The sequence below is a fragment of the Paraburkholderia sp. genome, from assembly GCF_050742655.1.
GTDB lineage: Bacteria > Pseudomonadota > Gammaproteobacteria > Burkholderiales > Burkholderiaceae > Paraburkholderia.
The window spans coordinates 118,778-134,882 of sequence record NZ_JBOIGG010000009.1; the positions used below are offsets into that span (position 1 = coordinate 118,778).

Genomic DNA, 16,105 nt, shown 5'->3' on the forward strand with positions numbered 1-16,105 from the left:
CACCGCAATCAGCGCACCCAGTCATTCCACAGCACGACCAGCACCGTCATCAGCGCGGGACCGATGAACAGCCCGAGCAGGCCGAACGTCTCTGCGCCGCCGAGGATGCCGAACAGCACGAGCAGGAACGGCAGCCGCGTCGAGCTACCGATCAGCACCGGCCGCACGAAATGCTCGGCGACGAACACCACGACGAAGCCGAACACCGCGACGCCGATCGCGCCCGCGACCGTCCCTTGCACCATGAACAGCCACAGCGCCGCGCCGCAGAACACGACCGGCGCGCAAAACGGCAGCATCGCAGCGACCGCCGTCACGAGCGCGAGCAGCGTCACGTGCGGCACCCCGGTGACCGCGTACGCGATGCCGAGCAGCGCACCCTCGCCGAGTCCGACCACCACCAGCCCGGTCACGGTGCCGCGCACCGCGCCGGCCATCCGCTGAATCAACTGTTCGCCGTCGGCGCCGAACGCACGCCCGGCACCTTTGAGCAACGCGCCCGACAGGCGCGGCCCCGCCTGAAAAATCACGAACAGCGTGACCAGCATGAAGCCGAACAGCACGAGCCCGTGCGCAGCACGTGCCCCGAAGCGCCGGCCGAACGTGACGATGGCCTGGCTGTGCAGGCCCTTCATCGCCGCCGAATCGGCCAGCGGCTGCGCGAGATTGGCCTGCCACCACGCGCTGATCTGATGCGAAGCGAACGGCAGATGCTCGACGAAAGTGGGCAACGGCACGCCGTTCTCCTGGATCGTCCGGACCCAGACGCGTAGATCGTGCGCCTCGCGCGCTGCCTGCGCGATGCCCAGACCGACCGGCAGCACGACCAGCAGCGCGACGGCCAGGGTCAGCAGCAGCGAGACCAACGTCGTGCGTCCCTTGAACAGGCGATGCCCTTCGATCGCGCGCATCGCCGGCCACAGCGCGATCGCGATCACGCACGCCCAGGCCACGGCCGGAATGAAGTCGTGCACGATCCACAGCGCGAGCACGACCAGCACGCCGTACAGTGCGGCCGATGCAATCTGCTGCATCCTGAGGCGGTCGGGGGGCGTGGAATCGTGCGACGAAGGGCGCTGGATCATGGAACCTCGGGCGATGTGGGTGGCGATGTGCGTAACTGGCGGCACCGGTTTGCGAAGGCGCGATACACTCCGCTTCGCCTGACGCATACCGGCAGATCACCCATCTTAATGGAAGCGCCAACCCCGGCCCAACGGCAGTGCTCAACCGGCTGTGATCCTGCCGTGAGTTGTCGCTACCCATAGAACACTGTGTTGCGGAAACACGATCTAATGCAACTAATGTTCCCGCAGACCCGCATTCCCTCGTAGCCGCCCGCTCGTTCTATCGCATTATTGCTATTTAGGGAACGGTGTTTCAACTGGCGCGCAATGGCTCTCCGCCCCCGGCAGGACTACATTCGGCACACCACACATCCCCCCGGAGCCGATAATGAAGACCAGAGAGTCCATCCCCTTAACCGGCGCCAATGGCGTACGGATCGAGATTCTCGAACGCTCCGACACGACGCTCGTGATCCGCTGGGTCGAACCCGGCCGCTGTCATTACGGGGAGCAACGCTGGCGGCGCCGGTCGGCGCATACGTCCGGCACCTGCGCGGTATCGCGTCGCAAGATCCGTCGCGGCGACGCAGTATTCCGCCCGGCTGAACGGCCAGCACCGTCGAACGCCTCCGCGATGATCTCCGCCGAAATCCTCTGCGCGCTGACCGCGGAAACCTGATTCTTCCTTTCTTTTTTGCGGTGTCCGGTGTGCGTGATCGCCGGTTGCGATCGCGACAAGATGCCGGATAGCGACGGCCCTCGAGTGACCGTTCGCGGCGTCAATATGCAGAACATCGATTCGACGGGCCGCATCGCGCGTCGTTTTTGCGCGGACGCGCGAGAGCGTTCGTGTCAGGAAAGACGCGCCCTGTCGAGCAGGAAGCGACAGACCTCTTCGTGCATGCGTTGCACGCCGGGACTTGTATCGAGCGCGCGCCAGCATCCGTGCACGAGGCCCTGACCAATCCAGCTTTGCGCGCGACCGCCCACCGCAAGAATGCGCTCGACGAACACACTCGCATCGTCGCGCAACGGATCGTGCTCGACGCCAATCGACAGCACCGGCGGCAGACCATCGAAGCGATCCGCATCGATCGGCACCATCCATGCCGGCGGCCGCTGGTCATCGCGCAGGTCATGCCAGTAGTGACGGCGAAACGCATGAACGTCGGCGAGCGTGAGCATCGGCGCATGCGCTTCGGTGTCGCGCGCGGGCCGCTGCGGCTCGTACCCGAGCATCGGATACACGAGCGCAACTCCGGCCACGCGTGTCGTTGTGGTTTCGTCGAGATCGCGCAGCCGCATCGCGACACTTGCCGCGAGGTTGCCGCCCGCGCTGTCGCCGGCGAGCAGCAGCGGCGTATCGGCGGCAAGCGACGCAAACGGCAGCCGTCCCTCGAGCGCCGCGCGCGTGATCTCGATGCAGTCGTCGTGCGCGGCAGGCGACGGATGCTCTGGCGCAAGCCGGTAGTCGACCGCGACCACAGCGAGCCCGGTGTCCGCAGCGATGCGCGCAGTCACAACCTGATGACTGTCGAGCGAACCGAGCACGAAACCGCCGCCGTGAAAATACAGCACGGTGCCGCGCACCTGGGCCTCGGCCGCTTTCGATGATCGATACAGTCGCAACGCAATCCGATGTCCGGCCGCCGAGTCGAACGTACGGTCCTCGACGTGCAAACCCTCGGGCAACGGTGGCGTGAACGCAGCCGCATAGCGGTCGTAGATCGCGCGCTGTTCGGCCGGTGAAAGTGTCGCTGCATGCGCGGGATAGATCCCGGCGGTGCGCGCGACAAAAGCGGCGATCCCGGCTTCGAGCATGGCGTCGAAGAGAAGCGTTGCGCGACGTTAAACAGACCGCGCAACGGGCAGTGCAATTGTGCGACCCGCGTACTGCGCAGGCGGCAACGCGGCCCCCGCGTCCACGAGCGCCCGCACATGCTCGGCGACGTCCGCATCGAACGCGACCGAGCGCGGGCCGTTCGTGTCGACGTGCAGCAGCATCTGCTCGCTCGCCGCGACCGGCTCCGCGCGTTCGTCGGCGAACATCTCGAGGTACAGATGCAGCCGCTTCGCATCATGCCCGAGCAGGCGCGCGGCGATGCGCACCTGCGCACCGAGCTTGATCTCCTGCAGGTAGTTGATGTGCGCTTCGAGCGTATAGATCGAGCGCTTGCGCGCGGTGCGGGTCGCATCGTCGAGACCGATGCGGTCGATCAGCGCATCGGTCGCGAAGCTGAAGATCAGCAGGTAGAACGCATCGCGCAGATGGCCGTTGTAGTCGACCCACTCCGGCCGCACGATGTCGCGATAGATCTCCAGTCCAGGCATCGGCTGCATGCTCCTATAGCGTGATCAGAAAAGCCACGCCGTCACTCGTCGACAGCGAGACCATGACGCGCCTTCGCATCGCGGATCGCGGCGAGCACGCTCGTGATGCAGTCGTCGCGATAGCGTTCGAGCTGCTTGATCGAGCGCGGCCCGACCTGCTCCGCAGTACCGTCGACCACGCGTTCGATCAGTTCGTCGGTGAGCTGCGGCGCAACCAGCTTCGTCCACGGCAGTTCGAGCGCGGGGCCGAACTGCTGCATGAAGTGTCGCATACCCGCATCGCCGCCGGCCAGCGTGTACGTGAGAAACGTGCCCATGAACGACCAGCGGATACCCGCGCCGAAGCGGATCGCATCGTCGATTTCGCCGGTCGTCGCGACGCCGTCGTTCACCAGATGCAGCGCCTCGCGCCACAGTGCCTCGAGCAGCCGGTCCGCGACGAACCCTGGCACTTCCTTGCGCACGTGCAGCGGCCGCATGCCGAGCGAGCGATAAATCTGCTGCGCGGCCTCGATCGTCGCGGGCGCGGTGCGCTCGCCACCGACCACCTCGACGAGCGGCAGCAGGTACACGGGATTGAACGGATGCCCGACGACGCAGCGCTCCGGATGCGCGGTGCGTGCGTAGAAGTCGGTCGGCAGCAGGCCCGACGTCGACGAGCCGATGATCGCGTCGGGCTTCGCCGCGAGTCCGATCTGCTCGTGCAGCGCAAGCTTCAGCCCTTCGCGTTCGGGCGCGCTCTCCTGGATGAAGTCGGCGTCGGCGACGCACGCTTCGATCGTGTCGACGAAGCGCAACCGCGCCTGCGACGCCCCCGCCGTCAACCCGATGCGTTCAAGCGCGGGCCACGCGTTCGCGACGTTGTCGCGCAACTGCTGCTCGGCGCCCGGCGCCGGGTCCCACGCGACGACGTCGAGCCCGTGTGCAAGCGCGCGCGCCACCCAACCGCTGCCGATCACGCCGGCCCCGATTGCCGCAAATGTCTTGATATCGACGATCACTGCCATGACTTTCCCGATCCTGTTCGAAAAATGTTTTGACGCAGCCTGCTCATGCACACCTGCTCATGCGAACTGCTCGACTGGCCGGCGTTCCAGCTGGCGTTCGCCGCGCGCCGGCAGCCCGAGCTTGCGACGCCCCTCGGCCGGCGTCAGCACGCGCCCGCCAAGCCGCTCGACGATCTCGGATGCGCGCTGTACCAGCGTGCCGTTGGTCGCATGCACGCCCCGGTCGAGCCAGATGTTGTCTTCGAGGCCGACGCGCACGTGGCCACCGAGCAGCATCGCCTGCGCGACCATCGGCATCTGCATCCGGCCGATGCCGAAACCGGCCCAGTGCGCGCCCGGCGGCAGGTTGTCGGCCATCGCTTTCATCGTCGTCGTGTCGGCGGGGGCGCCCCATGGAATGCCGAGGCAGATCTGGAACAGCGGCGGCGCGTCGAGCAGCCCTTCTTTCAGCAACTGCTTCGCGAACCACAGATGCCCGGTATCGAAAATCTCCAGCTCCGGCTTCACGCCGAGTTCCTGGATGCGCTTCGCGCCGGCGCGCAATTGCGCGGGCGTCGACACGTAGATGTAGTCGCCGTCGCCGAAGTTGAGCGTGCCGCAGTCGAGCGTGCAGATTTCGGGCAGCAGTTCCTCGACGTGCGCGAGCCGCGTCAGCCCGCCGACCAGATCCGTGTTCGCGCCGAAACGCATCGGGTCTTCGCCAGGACCGATCTCGAGGTCGCCGCCCATGCCCGCGGTCAGATTGATGATCACGTCGGTGTCCGCCGAACGGATGCGGTCCACGACCTCCCGATACAGGTTCGGGTCGCGGCTGCCGCGGCCGGTCAGCGGATCGCGCACGTGGCAGTGCGCGACGGTCGCGCCCGCCTTCGCCGCTTCGACCGCCGCATCGGCGATCTGCTTCGGCGTGACCGGAATGGCCGGGTGCTTGCCGACTGTATCGCCCGCGCCGGTCACGGCGCAGGTCACGATGACTTCGTGGTTCATGCGAGATTCCTGTGTGTGTCATATGAGCGCGTCATATGAGCGCGTCGAATTTAAAGGCCCAGATAAGCCTTCACCGCCGGCAGCCCGTCCTTGCCGTCGTACGTCTTCACGCCGGCCAGCCAGCTGTCGAGCACCTGCGGGTTTTTCTTCAGATACGCCTTCGCGGCATCGGTGGGCTTTTCCTTGTTCATCACCGACTGCATCACCACGTTCTCCAACTGAGTCGTAAAGTGCAGGTTGCTGACGAGCTTGCCGGCGTTCGGGCAGCGCGACAGGAAGTCCGGCGCGGTCAGCGTATAGACGCGCGCTTCGCCGTCGTTCGGACCGAACACGCCGTCGCTGCCGGTCAGGTACTTCATGTCGACCTGAATGTTCATCGGGTGCGGTTCCCAGCCCAGGAACACCACCCACTTCTTTTCGCGAACCGCGCGGTCCACCGTAACGAGCATGCCCGCCTCGCTCGACTCGATCAGCTTGAAGCCGCCGAGCCCGAACTGGTTCGTGTCGATCATCTTCTTGATCGCGGCGTTCGCGCTGCTGCCCGGTTCGATGCCGTAGATCTTGCCGTCCAGTTCAGTGCGATGCTTCGCGATGTCGGCGAAGGTCTTCAGTCCCGCGTCGTATTCATAGGTCGGCACCGCGAACGTCGCTTTCGCGCCGGTCAGGTTCGCCGGCTGCAGCACGTTGATCGTCTTCGCGTCGATGAACGGCGTGATCGCCTTTTCCTGCACCGGCCACCAGTAGCCGAGCGACACGTCGAGCTGTTTGCTCTTCAGTCCCGCGAACGAGATCGGTACCGAAGCGACCGTCGTCACCGGCTGGTAGCCGAGCCCTTCGAATACCGTGGACGCAAGCGCGGTCGTCGACGTGATGTCGGTCCAGCCGATGTCCGCAAAGCGCACATTGCGGCAGCTGGCCGGGTCTTGCGCCAGGGCGAGAGCCGGCTGTAGCAGCGCGGCCGCGCACAGCAGGTCGGCGGACAAGACTTTGACGCGTAGTTTCATGACGTTTCCCCTCTGACACGTTTCGAGCGTGTTTCGAATCCGTCTACCGGACGGCAGACCGATCGGACATTGGTGATTGCGTGGTGTGCAGCAAAGGTACAAGGGCATATTGCCGCCAAAGCGACCGTCAGCGACCCGTTCTTGCTCGCCTGCGACCATGAGGGAAAACCAGCATGCCGCATGCGAACCACCTTCACGGAGGTCCAGCGCCAATATTGACGGCCCTTGCGGCCACGCGCGCCGCTTGCTACGCTCGCCCCACTCCCCGCCAGGCCACCGTCGACCGCACCCGCCGCACGATGCCCGAAGACATCTCATTCCTGCTGCTGCCGGGCTTCTCGGCGATCGGTTTCATGTCCGCCGTCGAGCCGCTGCGCGTCGCGAACCGCTTTCGCGACAACCTGTACCGCTGGCACATCCTCAGTATCGACGGCGCGCCGGTCGCCGCGAGCAACGGCATCTCGCTGAACGCCGAAGCCGCGTTCGACGCCGCCGATCCGCGCACCGTATTCGTCGTCGCGGGCTTCGATCCGCTCGCCTGCTACAGCCGCGCGCTCGCCGCCTGGCTGCGCCGGCTCGCACGCGCGGGCGCAACGCTCGGCGGTATCGATACAGGCAGTTTCGTGCTCGCGGAGGCGGGGCTGTTCGGTGAGGCCGATCGGCTGACGCTGCACTGGGAGGCGCTGTCCGCCTTTCACGAGCGCTATCCGTCGCTGCATGCGAGCCAGGAGCTGTTCGAGATCGGCGAGAAGCGCATCACGTGCGCAGGCGGTACCGCGTCGATCGACATGATGCTCGACCTGATCGGCCGCAGTCACGGGGCGACGCTCGCGTCGGCAGTATCGGAGCAGTTCGTCGTGAGCCGCATCCGGCAGCGCTCGGACCATCAGCGGATGGAGATCGCGGCGCGCTACGGCGTGCACAACCGCAAGCTGATCCAGGTGATCGGCGCGATGGAACAGCACATGGAGGAACCGCTCGCGCCCGATGCGCTCGCGCAGGAGATCGGCGTCACGCGCCGGCAGCTGGAGCGGTTGTTCTGCTCGGCGCTGAAGGACACGCCGACGCATTTCTATCTGCAGCTACGCCTGAACCGCGCGCGCGAACTGCTGCAGCAGACCGACATGACGATCACGTCGATCTGCGTCGCGTGCGGCTTCGAATCGCCGTCGCATTTCTCGCGCACGTACCGCGCGAAATTCGGGATGAGTCCGCGACGGGACAGGAGCCCTGTGCGGGTTGTGGCGCAATAAAGCGCGCGATGAAGCGATGAACGAAACAAGGCACCCGCGCTGAAAACGCGCGGGCGCCCTGGACCTGCAACTTCAGTAAGCAGACGGACGCCCATCGCGCCCGCCCACCGCATCAGAACGAATGCCGCATCCCGACCCGCACGTCGGCCTGGGTGCTCGTCGTCGACGGCGTGAAGCTGTAGCCGATCACCGCGTCCACGCCCTGCGACGCCTTCAGGTAGTCGCCGGAGATATACACGTCGGTGCGCTTCGACAGCAGATAGTGCAGCCCCGCCGACACCTGGTTCCAGTGATGCCCTTCGAAGTTGGTGTACTGATAGCCGCCGATCGCGCTGAACGCCGGGGTGACCTGCCAGTCCGCGCCGCCTTCGAGCACCTTCATGTGCGACGACTGACCGAACGCCTTGATCGTCGTGTACGTGAAATTGCCGTTCAGCGTGACGTTGCCGATCGCATAGCTCGAACCGACGCCGAACGTGCCCTGCTTGTCGACCTGGAACGACGAACTCGAATACAGGTCGGTGATCGCGCCGGTCGTCGCGTTGACGCTGATCGTCGGGCGGCCGAGGAACGTGCTCGTGCCGATCATCGCGTACGGGTCGAACGCGTAGATGCCGCTCGGATTGTTCAGTTGCGTGTAGGCGGCGCCGATCGTGAACGAGCCGTTCGCGTAGTGCGCGCCGAGGCTGTATGCGCTGTTCTGGTGGAAGTTGCCCGCCACGTTGCCGAACGAATACATGCCGCCGAACATGAAGCCCCCAAATTCATTCGACAGGAACTTCACCGAGTTCGGCAGGCGGTCGCCGTTGAAGCGGTCGAAGTCGCCCTGGTGGATCGCGTAGCCGCTCCCCCAGGCCGAGATGTTGTACAGATAGACCATCTCTTCGGTCATGTCGAGCTGGTTACCCAGCGACAGCGTGCCCCACGAATTCTTCAGGCCGACATACGCCTGACGCCCGAACTCCGAACCGCCGAAGCCGAGCTGGCCATTGCCGAGGTGAAAGCCGCTTTCGAGCACGAACACGGCGGACAGGCCACCACCGAGGTCTTCATTGCCTTTCAGGCCCCAGCGGTTGCCGTACGACACACCATCGTCGAACTTCACCACGTGCGCGCCGCCGGTGTTGTTCACATAGGTGATACCGGCGTCCAGAATGCCGTACAGCGTCACGCTGCTTTGCGCGTGGCTGACGGCTGGGACGGTGGCGAGCACAAGGGCAGCGCCCGTGAGTGCTGCGGCATTCAGTCTTTTCATTGTGTGGTTCTCTCTTGCCTGCTGGATGGAAAGAGGATTCCGCCTCCAAACCTGCGGAACCGCCTGTCTTGCTGGAATGACGCGCTATCGGTGAAGCGCTCGCCACGGGAAGCCACCACGCATAACCCACGGGCGATGTCGCACAGTACAAATTCAAATTCACTGCAATGCGACCGTAAGCGACGCCGATTGGTCTGATTGCGACAAGCGTTATGAAAATGGCCACGGACAGCGGACGCGGACAGGCGTCGGCCATTCGATGAAGCCATTGGAAGAAGCTGCGCCGCGGGGCAATGCATGCCCGCGGCACAGTATGAGGATCAGCGCAAGATGAGTGTGGGGTTAGCGCGCGGGTTTAACGTATCCCGAGCTGCGTCTGCACTGCCTGCAGACCATCCGCGCCGGACGCGGTCGTCACGCCCTTCAGCCACGACGACACGAGCGCCGGGTTGCCCTTTAGCGCCTGCAGCGCAGCAGCATTCAGATCGACCTTGTTTTGCAGCACGTTCGTGATGATCTGGTTTTCGATGTCGACGCTGAAGGTCATCTGCTGGAACAGACGCGCGACGTTCGTGCACTGGCCCGCGAAGCCCGCGCGCGTCACGGTGTTGACGGTCGCGCCGCCGTAGTTCGGCCCGAAGTACGCATCGCCGCCGGACAGATAGGTCAGGTGAAATTTCGTGTTCATCAGATGCGGCTCCCACGCGAGGAACACGATCCATTTCTTGTCGCGCACCGAGCGCTCGACCTGCGTGAGCATCCCTGTCTCGCTCGATTCGACGATCGACCAGTTGCCGAGTCCGAACGCCTTGTCCGCGATCATCTTCTTGATGTTCTGGTTCGCGGGCGCGCCGGGCTCGATCCCGTAGACCTTGTCCTGGAACTGGTCCGCATGCTTTGCGAGATCGGCGAACGAATGGACGCCCGCGGCGGCTACGTAGTCGGGCACCGCGAGCGTGAACTTCGCGTCGGTGAGGTTCGCGTGCAGCACGTCGATCGCGTGTCCATCGACGAATGGTTTCACGAGCGGGCCCTGAGCCGGCATCCAGTTGCCGAGGAACACGTCGATCTGCCCGGTCTTCAACCCCTGATACGTGATCGGCACCGACAGGTTCGACACGCTCTGTTTGTAGCCGAGCGCCTTCAGCAGCACGCCGGCCATCGCGTTGGTCGCGTCGATGTCGGTCCAGCCGGGGTCGGCCATCCGCACGTCGGTGCAGCTCGGTGGCTCGGCTGCGGTCGCCGCGGGCACGAGGCCCGGTAGCAGGCATAGCGACAGCAGCGCAGTCCAGCCTTTTATCGCCCAGCTTTTATTATTCATCATGGCTCCGGTTCGTAGCGTTGAGGTATTGCGGGATTGTGGGATGGGTCATGCGCGAGCGCACCAACGCTCTAACGCGCGACGCGCGGAAACCGTGCCATCGCTTCGAGCGTATCGAGTTCGATGTGATTGCGCATGTAGCGCTGGCTCGCATCGGTGAACGGCTGCCAGTCCCACGACTGGATGCGTCCCTGGGTGGTTGCCTCGAAGTGGAAACGGCGCCGCCGCTGACTCGCGAGTACCGCGTCGTGCAGCGCGGGCAGGTTCCAGCGGCGCGCCGCTTCTGCGCGAAACGCGTCGAGTACCGCAGCCGCGTGCGGCTGTATCGTGAGATTGTCGAGTTCGAGCGGATCGGCCGCCAGATCGTAGAGCTGGTCAGGGTCGCTCGGCGTGTGGATGAACTTGTAGTGGCCGCGGCGGATCATCACGATCGGTGCGATCGCGCCTTCCGCGAGGTATTCGCCGATCGCTTCATCATGGCCGTTATCGCCGGCCAGATGTGGCACGAGGCTGCGACCATCGACCGGGTCCGGCCATTCGCTGCGGCGCGTACCCGTTGCAAGCTCGACGAGCGTCGGCAGCAGATCGAGATGCGACACCGACGCCGCCACGCGATGCGCCGTAAAACGCTGCGGCGCATGGACGATCAGCGGCACACGCACGCCGCCTTCGAAACAGGTCATCTTGTACCAGAGCCCGCGCTCGCCGAGCATCTCGCCGTGATCCGACGTGACGATCACGATGGTGTCGTCGGCAAGACCCGTCGCGGCGAGCGCGTCGAGAATCTGGCCGAACTGCGCATCGACGTACGACAGCGCGCCGTAGTACGCATGCCGCGCATCGCGCACCTGCTGGGCGGTCGGCGGCGTGACGTCGGCTTCGTAGACGTCGCGCAGCCGGCGCGAGTGCGGGTCGCTCGCGTCGCGCGACAATTCGACGCGCGGCATGTCGATCTCGTCGTCGCGATACAGGTCCCAGTATTCGCGCGGAATTGCGTACGGATCGTGCGGATGGGTCAGCGACGCGACGAGGCAGAACGGCCGGTCGTCGCCGCCTGCCGCGCGTTCGCGCGCGATGTCGTAGAGCTTCTGACGCGCGGTGAACGTGACCTCGTCGTCGAAATCGAGCTGGTTCGTCCGGACGCACGGACCCGCGTCGAGCACCGAGCTCATGTTGTGATACCAGCTCGGCCGCACGTCGGGCTGCGACCAGTCAGGCACCCAGCCGAAGTCGGCCGGATAGATGTCGGTGGTAAGGCGCTCCTCGAAGCCATGCAACTGGTCGGGACCGCAGAAGTGCATCTTGCCGGACAGCATCGTGCGGTAGCCGGCCGCGCGCAGATAGTGTGCGAACGTTAGCGTTTGCGCGGGAAATTCGGCGGCGTTATCGTATGCGGAGATCGCCGACGGCAACTTGCCCGCCATCATCGAGAAGCGCGAGGGCGCGCACAGCGGGCTTGCGCAATACGCCGAATCGAACACGACGCCTTCGCGGGCGAGCGCGTCAATGCGCGGCGTGCGCGACACGCGATGGCCATATGCGCGTAACGTGAACGGCGTCATCTGATCGGCCATCAGGATAAGGATATTCTGCTTTGTGTTAAGGCTCATGAGCGGGGTCGATTAGAATCGGAAGATCGTTTGCTGCATGTGCGTTTGCGGCATGCTCGCCGTCAGATGCGCAGTGCGAAAGCGTCCCCACTATTGCCGCTTAATAAAGCGCTGGGAAGGCGTCGAACGCTTATGGATCCATAAGGGAGGGTTATGCCGAGACAGGATCGACTGCCGTCGATGCAGACGCTGTCGGCGTTCGAATCCGCCGCGCGGCTCGCGAGCTTCACCGCCGCCGCGCGCGAACTCGGTTCGACGCAGCCGGCGGTCAGCCAGCGCGTCGTGCAGCTGGAGACCGACCTCGGCGCACCGCTGTTCGAGCGCGGCCATCGCGGCGTGACCTTGACGGCGGAGGGCCAGCGGCTCTTCGAAGCCGTACGCCAGAGCCTCGACGCGATCCGCGTCGCCACCGCGGACATCCGCACGCGCAGCGCGTCAGGCGCGCTCACGCTGCTCACCGATTTCGGTTTCGCTACTTACTGGCTGATGCCGCGGTTGTCTAGACTCAAGCACTCGATGCCGGACGTCAACGTGAAAATCGTCACGTCGCAGGAAGGCTTCGACCCGCAGCGCGATCATGCGGACATCGCGATCGCGTTCGGCAGCGGCGACTGGTCGCCATGCACGTCGACGCGCCTGTTTCCCGAGGAAGTCACGCCGGTCTGCTCGCCGGCGTTCGCGGCCGCGCATCCGGACATCGCGCATGCGACCGATCTTGCGTCGCTGCCATTGCTGCATGTGCAGCCGACCGAACCCGAGCGCTGGCTCGCTTGGGACAGCTGGTTCGCCGCGCAAGGCGTCGAGCACACGCCGGCCGGTAGCGGCATGACCTTTAACAGCTACGCGCTTGTGATTCACGCGGCGTTGATGAATGAAGGGGTTGCACTCGGCTGGACGCCGCTCGTCGACGAGCTGGTAGGGAGCGGTCAGTTGGTGCGACTGCTCGACACGCCGGTCGTCACGTCGCGCGGTTATTTTCTCGTGTGTCCGCCTGCGCGGCCCGAGGCCGCTGCGGTGCCGGTGTTTCGTCGATGGTTGTTTGATGAGTGTCGGGCTTGATTCAACAGACAGTCGCGTGAACGGTCCCATCAGCTATCGCGCGGTCGCCGTTCAGTATCAGATATCGTTTTGTCGTGTACCTGCCTGTGTGTATTCACCCATCATCGATCGCGGAACGTTGCCCGCTCCTACCGGAGGGCGGCTTCGAGATGTGACAGCAACTCTTGAGCTTGTTGTCGCGTCTGTGCCGATAAGTCTTGTCTAGCCAGGGCTTTGGTCACGGCAGCACGAAGCATCATGAATATCTCGGTGCCCGTCGCGCCATATTCCATGGCGTCGAGCACCTCCCGCGCAACTTCCCTCGCCCCGTCAACCGTCAACAACTGGCTAAGGTTCTTCGCCTGGGAGTAGTGGTCATATTGAGTCATACGGATTTAGATGGATGCTACACAGACTCTTTCATTTTTCGCGCTGATCTCCCGAGTTTTTCCAGTCGCGACCACCAGTCCTTTTGGGAATGATGCGACTGGCGGCTGTCCTCAATATGCGTCAGTTGCCCCGCCGCGTCATAGCTGTAGCGGCGAGCCGCCAGCGGAGCGGGAGCATCTTCACGTTATACGGTCTAACACTGTAGCGTGACAAGCACAGCGTGCCGGTTATCGTGACCCGTCGCTGAGAACTACTTTCTTTGGCTAAAAAATGTGCGCAATTTCTGTTCGATACTGATTGCGTGTTCGCCAGCGAGTAAATTCGTCGGCCAGTACTCGACTACAATCCGTGCGACTCGATTGAAGTCAGTGGCACGTGGCGGGTCGCCTGTGAAACAGGCAGCGTATTCACCAAGCACTGCGAGCACGTTTTTACGTTGCTCAGTGCCCACCCCATCCCGGTCAGAAAGGTGCGAAACCTCGGCAATGATCGTACCTAGCTCCGCCAAGAGGGTTTCTTTTTTGCTGATCATGGTTTCCTGAGTGCATCCAAATTGAGAACAAATTTTTGCACTTGACCGCCGGATGAGTAGCCCCCTGTCGCACGCCCTACCCTCTATCAAAGTTCACTCTCCCGAACAGCCGACGTATCGCTGCGCGCTAGCACGATCAAGGCGGCATAGCCCGACACAGGTCGTACAACTCGGCCCTCAGAGCGTCTAGCTCGTTGTTCTCTTTGATCAGTGGTTGCCCGTTCCGGTACAGCACCAGATCATTGAGAGACCCCATACCGCCATACATCGAGACAACTCGCGCGCAAGTCGCGGATGGATCAACGACAAAGTCATGCGAGCAACGTTCGAGCGCATGCGCCCAATCGTCCAGTCTCCCAAGCCGCAGGAGGTTGGTCATGCTTGCAAGTATTGTTTCTATGCGCCGAATATCTATCATTTACGATGGGTAAATTTGCGCGCGGGTGACCGGGACACCACGACTCAAGCAATGCCTATCATGGAATGCTGGCCGAGCAAGCTGTGGCATCGCTTACGACATTTTCCAGCAATGCCTCTTCCGCGACTGAAAAATCTGCGTGCTGCGCCATGGCGCGACAAGTTGTCAGCTCTTTAATTGCAGCCTTTCGTTTGTCGATCTCTCCTCCTCGATCGGCGACAATACCGCGCCGGATCGCAAAGAAATTCTCTGACTCAACTTTTCCTGTTTTTCTAAGTTCTGGGGAAAGCAAGTCCAAGGAGTTCAGCAAGGTAGCTAGTTCATTCACCACGGTACCTTCGTAGTTTTCGTTACCCAGTTGTTGTTAGATTTGTTATAACCGGCTCATAGTACCGATGTCGGTTATAGCGCAGCCCCGTTTCCTCGTCATGATACTGCCCGGGAACCGGATCGGGTTCGCGGGCTCGATACAGTCGGGCTTCTCCTGCCGGACCTTCTTCGCTCCGCCCTGCGCTTTATACCGCCCGATCCACACCACCTTGCTCCGGATTTGATAGATTTTGTCAATTCAGAGCTTTGTCCATATCACCTCGCCACCAGCCCCGGATAACTCAAACATGAAGTAATTAACCGCATTGAAGTGGTTCGTAAATATACAAGGATTAAAAGACTCTCCACGCTCATCGACACAGACCACCCAATACCCGTCTTCCACCGATAGTCGTAGTTCCCCCAAACCCAGATGTGGATCACTAGCCAAACGATAGGAGTCTCTGCTCACTCCACGAGCATTTAACTCCGATTCGATGATGCTGAACAATTTTCGTTGATCAACGTTGCCGTCCGCTCGTATATCGAATTGTTTCGCGAGATGAATATCCATTGACGTCACTTCCTTAAGAGACAACCAGTGGCAACGAGTTCACCGACCGGTTTCGCAGCTTCAAATTGAGTCCCCAAACCCCGTTCGCCAAACCAAGGTTGCGGGTCCCGCTTTCACGGTGATAGCCTTCGCAACCTCGTAATTATTTAGCGGAGCTAGCGTGTCGGTTCCAGGGACGAGTGCTCTACTGGTGTATGGTGTTCCAGCAGGTGCCAAGAACGTACCACGCTCCGAGGCATATCGGTCAAGTTGTTGACCGGGTTGCAGTTCGGTTACCACCGGGTCGCCTTGAAAGCCTCGATTTGGCGGCCACCAGACTGAACCATCTGGTTTCTTCCAGCCTGCTGCTTCAGCTAGTCTTAAATGAAGGGCTGCACAAGCGGCCCTTCATTGTTCAGGCGGCGGGACTAGCACTCATTAGAAAGGAGTCAAGCTTGGTAATTTCCGAATCCGCTTTGATGACTCGCGGCTGAGGATTGGCATTCTTGACGAAGCTAATCCTGCACCAAGGCTTTTCGTTTTTCCGGCCCAGTTCGAAGGTCAGTTGATACGTGCCGGGATCAATTTTAATCTCGCGCTCATCCCCAATGCTTCCAACTATCACCCCTTGATGCTCCGGCACGGTGAAGGGAACTGTAATTACTCTGAATGCAACAGGATCTAGTTCTACAGGGTTATCAACTTCGATCACGAAAACAGTCTCTTCATTTTCCACCGCACCGAATGAAACACTACCTGCCCGCCAGGCAAAACCTTGATGGACATGATCATCTGCCCAGTCATTGAACGGCTCATCCAATGTTGCATCAAATACGCATATCTGGTTGTAAGACACCAGGATCGTCTCTGTCATCACGACCTCTATTCCTTCACATTGATCTTTACGCGAGTCCCTGGCGCCAGCTTTCTACATTTATTTCCAAGGAAAGCACCGGCGCCACGATTGTCGGAAGGATCAATCGCTCGGACACTTGCGCCTGCTCCTCCTTCCGCGAACGACGCTGGATGT

18 protein-coding genes are annotated in these 16,105 nt (G+C 62.5%); 3 read left to right on the plus strand and 15 right to left on the minus strand.

From position 1 onward, the window contains the following. Positions 1-8 precede the first annotated feature (8 nt). Positions 9-1,085, minus strand: coding sequence for an AI-2E family transporter (locus ACREXZ_RS14850; protein ID WP_431764845.1), 1,077 nt, complete (start codon positions 1,083-1,085; stop codon positions 9-11). 370 nt (positions 1,086-1,455) lie between these two features. Here ACREXZ_RS14850 and ACREXZ_RS14855 point away from each other — a divergent pair, with 370 nt between their 5' ends. Then, positions 1,456-1,746: a DUF3331 domain-containing protein gene (locus tag ACREXZ_RS14855; RefSeq protein WP_431764846.1), complete on the plus strand. Its 291-nt coding sequence runs from the start codon at positions 1,456-1,458 to the stop codon at positions 1,744-1,746. A 173-nt stretch (positions 1,747-1,919) separates the two neighbouring features. On the opposite strand, the gene ACREXZ_RS14860 is transcribed toward ACREXZ_RS14855, so the two are convergent. From ACREXZ_RS14860 to ACREXZ_RS14880, 5 genes are read right to left on the minus strand one after another with little or no spacing between them, the layout of a single operon-like run. Continuing rightward, positions 1,920-2,888: an alpha/beta hydrolase gene (locus ACREXZ_RS14860; RefSeq protein ID WP_431764847.1), complete on the minus strand. Its 969-nt coding sequence runs from the start codon at positions 2,886-2,888 to the stop codon at positions 1,920-1,922. A gap of 27 nt (positions 2,889-2,915) precedes the next feature. After that, on the minus strand, positions 2,916-3,407 hold the full coding sequence (locus tag ACREXZ_RS14865) for a thioesterase family protein (RefSeq protein WP_431764848.1): 492 nt from the start codon (positions 3,405-3,407) through the stop codon (positions 2,916-2,918). A gap of 32 nt (positions 3,408-3,439) precedes the next feature. Then, positions 3,440-4,405: an L-carnitine dehydrogenase gene (locus ACREXZ_RS14870; RefSeq protein WP_431764849.1), complete on the minus strand. Its 966-nt coding sequence runs from the start codon at positions 4,403-4,405 to the stop codon at positions 3,440-3,442. A gap of 57 nt (positions 4,406-4,462) precedes the next feature. After that, positions 4,463-5,392: a 3-keto-5-aminohexanoate cleavage protein gene (locus ACREXZ_RS14875; RefSeq protein WP_431764850.1), complete on the minus strand. Its 930-nt coding sequence runs from the start codon at positions 5,390-5,392 to the stop codon at positions 4,463-4,465. 50 nt (positions 5,393-5,442) lie between these two features. After that, positions 5,443-6,396 carry a choline ABC transporter substrate-binding protein gene (locus ACREXZ_RS14880; RefSeq protein WP_431764851.1) on the minus strand — a complete coding sequence of 318 codons (954 nt, stop codon included), beginning with the start codon at positions 6,394-6,396 and terminating at the stop codon, positions 5,443-5,445. A gap of 299 nt (positions 6,397-6,695) precedes the next feature. Between ACREXZ_RS14880 and ACREXZ_RS14885 the strand changes: the two genes are divergently transcribed. Beyond that, a complete protein-coding gene (locus ACREXZ_RS14885) occupies positions 6,696-7,649 on the plus strand; it encodes a GlxA family transcriptional regulator (protein ID WP_431764852.1) in 954 nt (317 codons plus the stop codon). Between the two features lie 112 nt (positions 7,650-7,761). Here ACREXZ_RS14885 and ACREXZ_RS14890 read toward each other — a convergent pair whose 3' ends face one another. From ACREXZ_RS14890 to betC, 3 genes are all read right to left on the minus strand, one after another. Continuing rightward, positions 7,762-8,904 carry a porin gene (locus tag ACREXZ_RS14890; RefSeq protein WP_431764853.1) on the minus strand — a complete coding sequence of 381 codons (1,143 nt, stop codon included), beginning with the start codon at positions 8,902-8,904 and terminating at the stop codon, positions 7,762-7,764. Between the two features lie 355 nt (positions 8,905-9,259). Beyond that, positions 9,260-10,228, minus strand: a complete 969-nt coding sequence (gene choX, locus ACREXZ_RS14895) for a choline ABC transporter substrate-binding protein (protein WP_431764854.1) — start codon at positions 10,226-10,228, stop codon at positions 9,260-9,262. Positions 10,229-10,296: 68 nt separating this feature from the next. Further along, positions 10,297-11,835: a choline-sulfatase gene (gene betC, locus ACREXZ_RS14900; protein ID WP_431764855.1), complete on the minus strand. Its 1,539-nt coding sequence runs from the start codon at positions 11,833-11,835 to the stop codon at positions 10,297-10,299. Between the two features lie 153 nt (positions 11,836-11,988). On the opposite strand from betC, the gene ACREXZ_RS14905 reads away from it, so the two are divergent. Continuing rightward, positions 11,989-12,894 carry a choline sulfate utilization transcriptional regulator gene (locus tag ACREXZ_RS14905; protein ID WP_431764856.1) on the plus strand — a complete coding sequence of 302 codons (906 nt, stop codon included), beginning with the start codon at positions 11,989-11,991 and terminating at the stop codon, positions 12,892-12,894. 619 nt (positions 12,895-13,513) lie between these two features. Here ACREXZ_RS14905 and ACREXZ_RS14910 read toward each other — a convergent pair. From ACREXZ_RS14910 to comJ, 6 genes are all read right to left on the minus strand, one after another. After that, the gene (locus tag ACREXZ_RS14910) at positions 13,514-13,795 is read right to left on the minus strand and encodes a hypothetical protein (protein ID WP_431764857.1); all 282 of its coding nucleotides are present in this window, start codon (positions 13,793-13,795) and stop codon (positions 13,514-13,516) included. Positions 13,796-13,931: 136 nt separating this feature from the next. Next, positions 13,932-14,213: a DUF6966 domain-containing protein gene (locus ACREXZ_RS14915; protein ID WP_431764858.1), complete on the minus strand. Its 282-nt coding sequence runs from the start codon at positions 14,211-14,213 to the stop codon at positions 13,932-13,934. 58 nt (positions 14,214-14,271) lie between these two features. Continuing rightward, positions 14,272-14,541, minus strand: a complete 270-nt coding sequence (locus tag ACREXZ_RS14920; protein ID WP_431764859.1) for a hypothetical protein — start codon at positions 14,539-14,541, stop codon at positions 14,272-14,274. A 240-nt stretch (positions 14,542-14,781) separates the two neighbouring features. After that, entirely contained in the window at positions 14,782-15,096 is a 315-nt protein-coding gene (locus ACREXZ_RS14925) for a hypothetical protein (RefSeq protein WP_431764860.1), read from the minus strand. 60 nt (positions 15,097-15,156) lie between these two features. Continuing rightward, positions 15,157-15,375 (minus strand): TNT domain-containing protein, encoded by a 219-nt coding sequence (locus ACREXZ_RS14930; RefSeq protein ID WP_431764861.1) that lies wholly within the window; start codon positions 15,373-15,375, stop codon positions 15,157-15,159. A gap of 115 nt (positions 15,376-15,490) precedes the next feature. Further along, the gene (comJ, locus tag ACREXZ_RS14935; protein WP_431764862.1) at positions 15,491-15,949 is read right to left on the minus strand and encodes a competence protein ComJ; all 459 of its coding nucleotides are present in this window, start codon (positions 15,947-15,949) and stop codon (positions 15,491-15,493) included. Positions 15,950-16,105: the final 156 nt, after the last annotated feature.

What these genes read in the sequence shown, in the direction of transcription:
- ACREXZ_RS14905 (WP_431764856.1), top strand. Translation starts at nt 11,989, where the DNA reads ATGCCGAGACAGGATCGACTGCCGTCGATGCAGACGCTGTCGGCGTTC.
- ACREXZ_RS14910 (WP_431764857.1), bottom strand. Translation starts at nt 13,795, where the DNA reads ATGATCAGCAAAAAAGAAACCCTCTTGGCGGAGCTAGGTACGATCATT.
- ACREXZ_RS14865 (WP_431764848.1), bottom strand. Translation starts at nt 3,407, where the DNA reads ATGCAGCCGATGCCTGGACTGGAGATCTATCGCGACATCGTGCGGCCG.
- ACREXZ_RS14885 (WP_431764852.1), top strand. Translation starts at nt 6,696, where the DNA reads ATGCCCGAAGACATCTCATTCCTGCTGCTGCCGGGCTTCTCGGCGATC.
- ACREXZ_RS14890 (WP_431764853.1), bottom strand. Translation starts at nt 8,904, where the DNA reads ATGAAAAGACTGAATGCCGCAGCACTCACGGGCGCTGCCCTTGTGCTC.
- ACREXZ_RS14915 (WP_431764858.1), bottom strand. Translation starts at nt 14,213, where the DNA reads ATGATAGATATTCGGCGCATAGAAACAATACTTGCAAGCATGACCAAC.
- comJ (WP_431764862.1), bottom strand. Translation starts at nt 15,949, where the DNA reads ATGACAGAGACGATCCTGGTGTCTTACAACCAGATATGCGTATTTGAT.
- ACREXZ_RS14875 (WP_431764850.1), bottom strand. Translation starts at nt 5,392, where the DNA reads ATGAACCACGAAGTCATCGTGACCTGCGCCGTGACCGGCGCGGGCGAT.
- ACREXZ_RS14860 (WP_431764847.1), bottom strand. Translation starts at nt 2,888, where the DNA reads ATGCTCGAAGCCGGGATCGCCGCTTTTGTCGCGCGCACCGCCGGGATC.
- ACREXZ_RS14880 (WP_431764851.1), bottom strand. Translation starts at nt 6,396, where the DNA reads ATGAAACTACGCGTCAAAGTCTTGTCCGCCGACCTGCTGTGCGCGGCC.
- choX (WP_431764854.1), bottom strand. Translation starts at nt 10,228, where the DNA reads ATGATGAATAATAAAAGCTGGGCGATAAAAGGCTGGACTGCGCTGCTG.
- ACREXZ_RS14870 (WP_431764849.1), bottom strand. Translation starts at nt 4,405, where the DNA reads ATGGCAGTGATCGTCGATATCAAGACATTTGCGGCAATCGGGGCCGGC.
- ACREXZ_RS14925 (WP_431764860.1), bottom strand. Translation starts at nt 15,096, where the DNA reads ATGGATATTCATCTCGCGAAACAATTCGATATACGAGCGGACGGCAAC.
- ACREXZ_RS14850 (WP_431764845.1), bottom strand. Translation starts at nt 1,085, where the DNA reads ATGATCCAGCGCCCTTCGTCGCACGATTCCACGCCCCCCGACCGCCTC.
- ACREXZ_RS14855 (WP_431764846.1), top strand. Translation starts at nt 1,456, where the DNA reads ATGAAGACCAGAGAGTCCATCCCCTTAACCGGCGCCAATGGCGTACGG.
- betC (WP_431764855.1), bottom strand. Translation starts at nt 11,835, where the DNA reads ATGAGCCTTAACACAAAGCAGAATATCCTTATCCTGATGGCCGATCAG.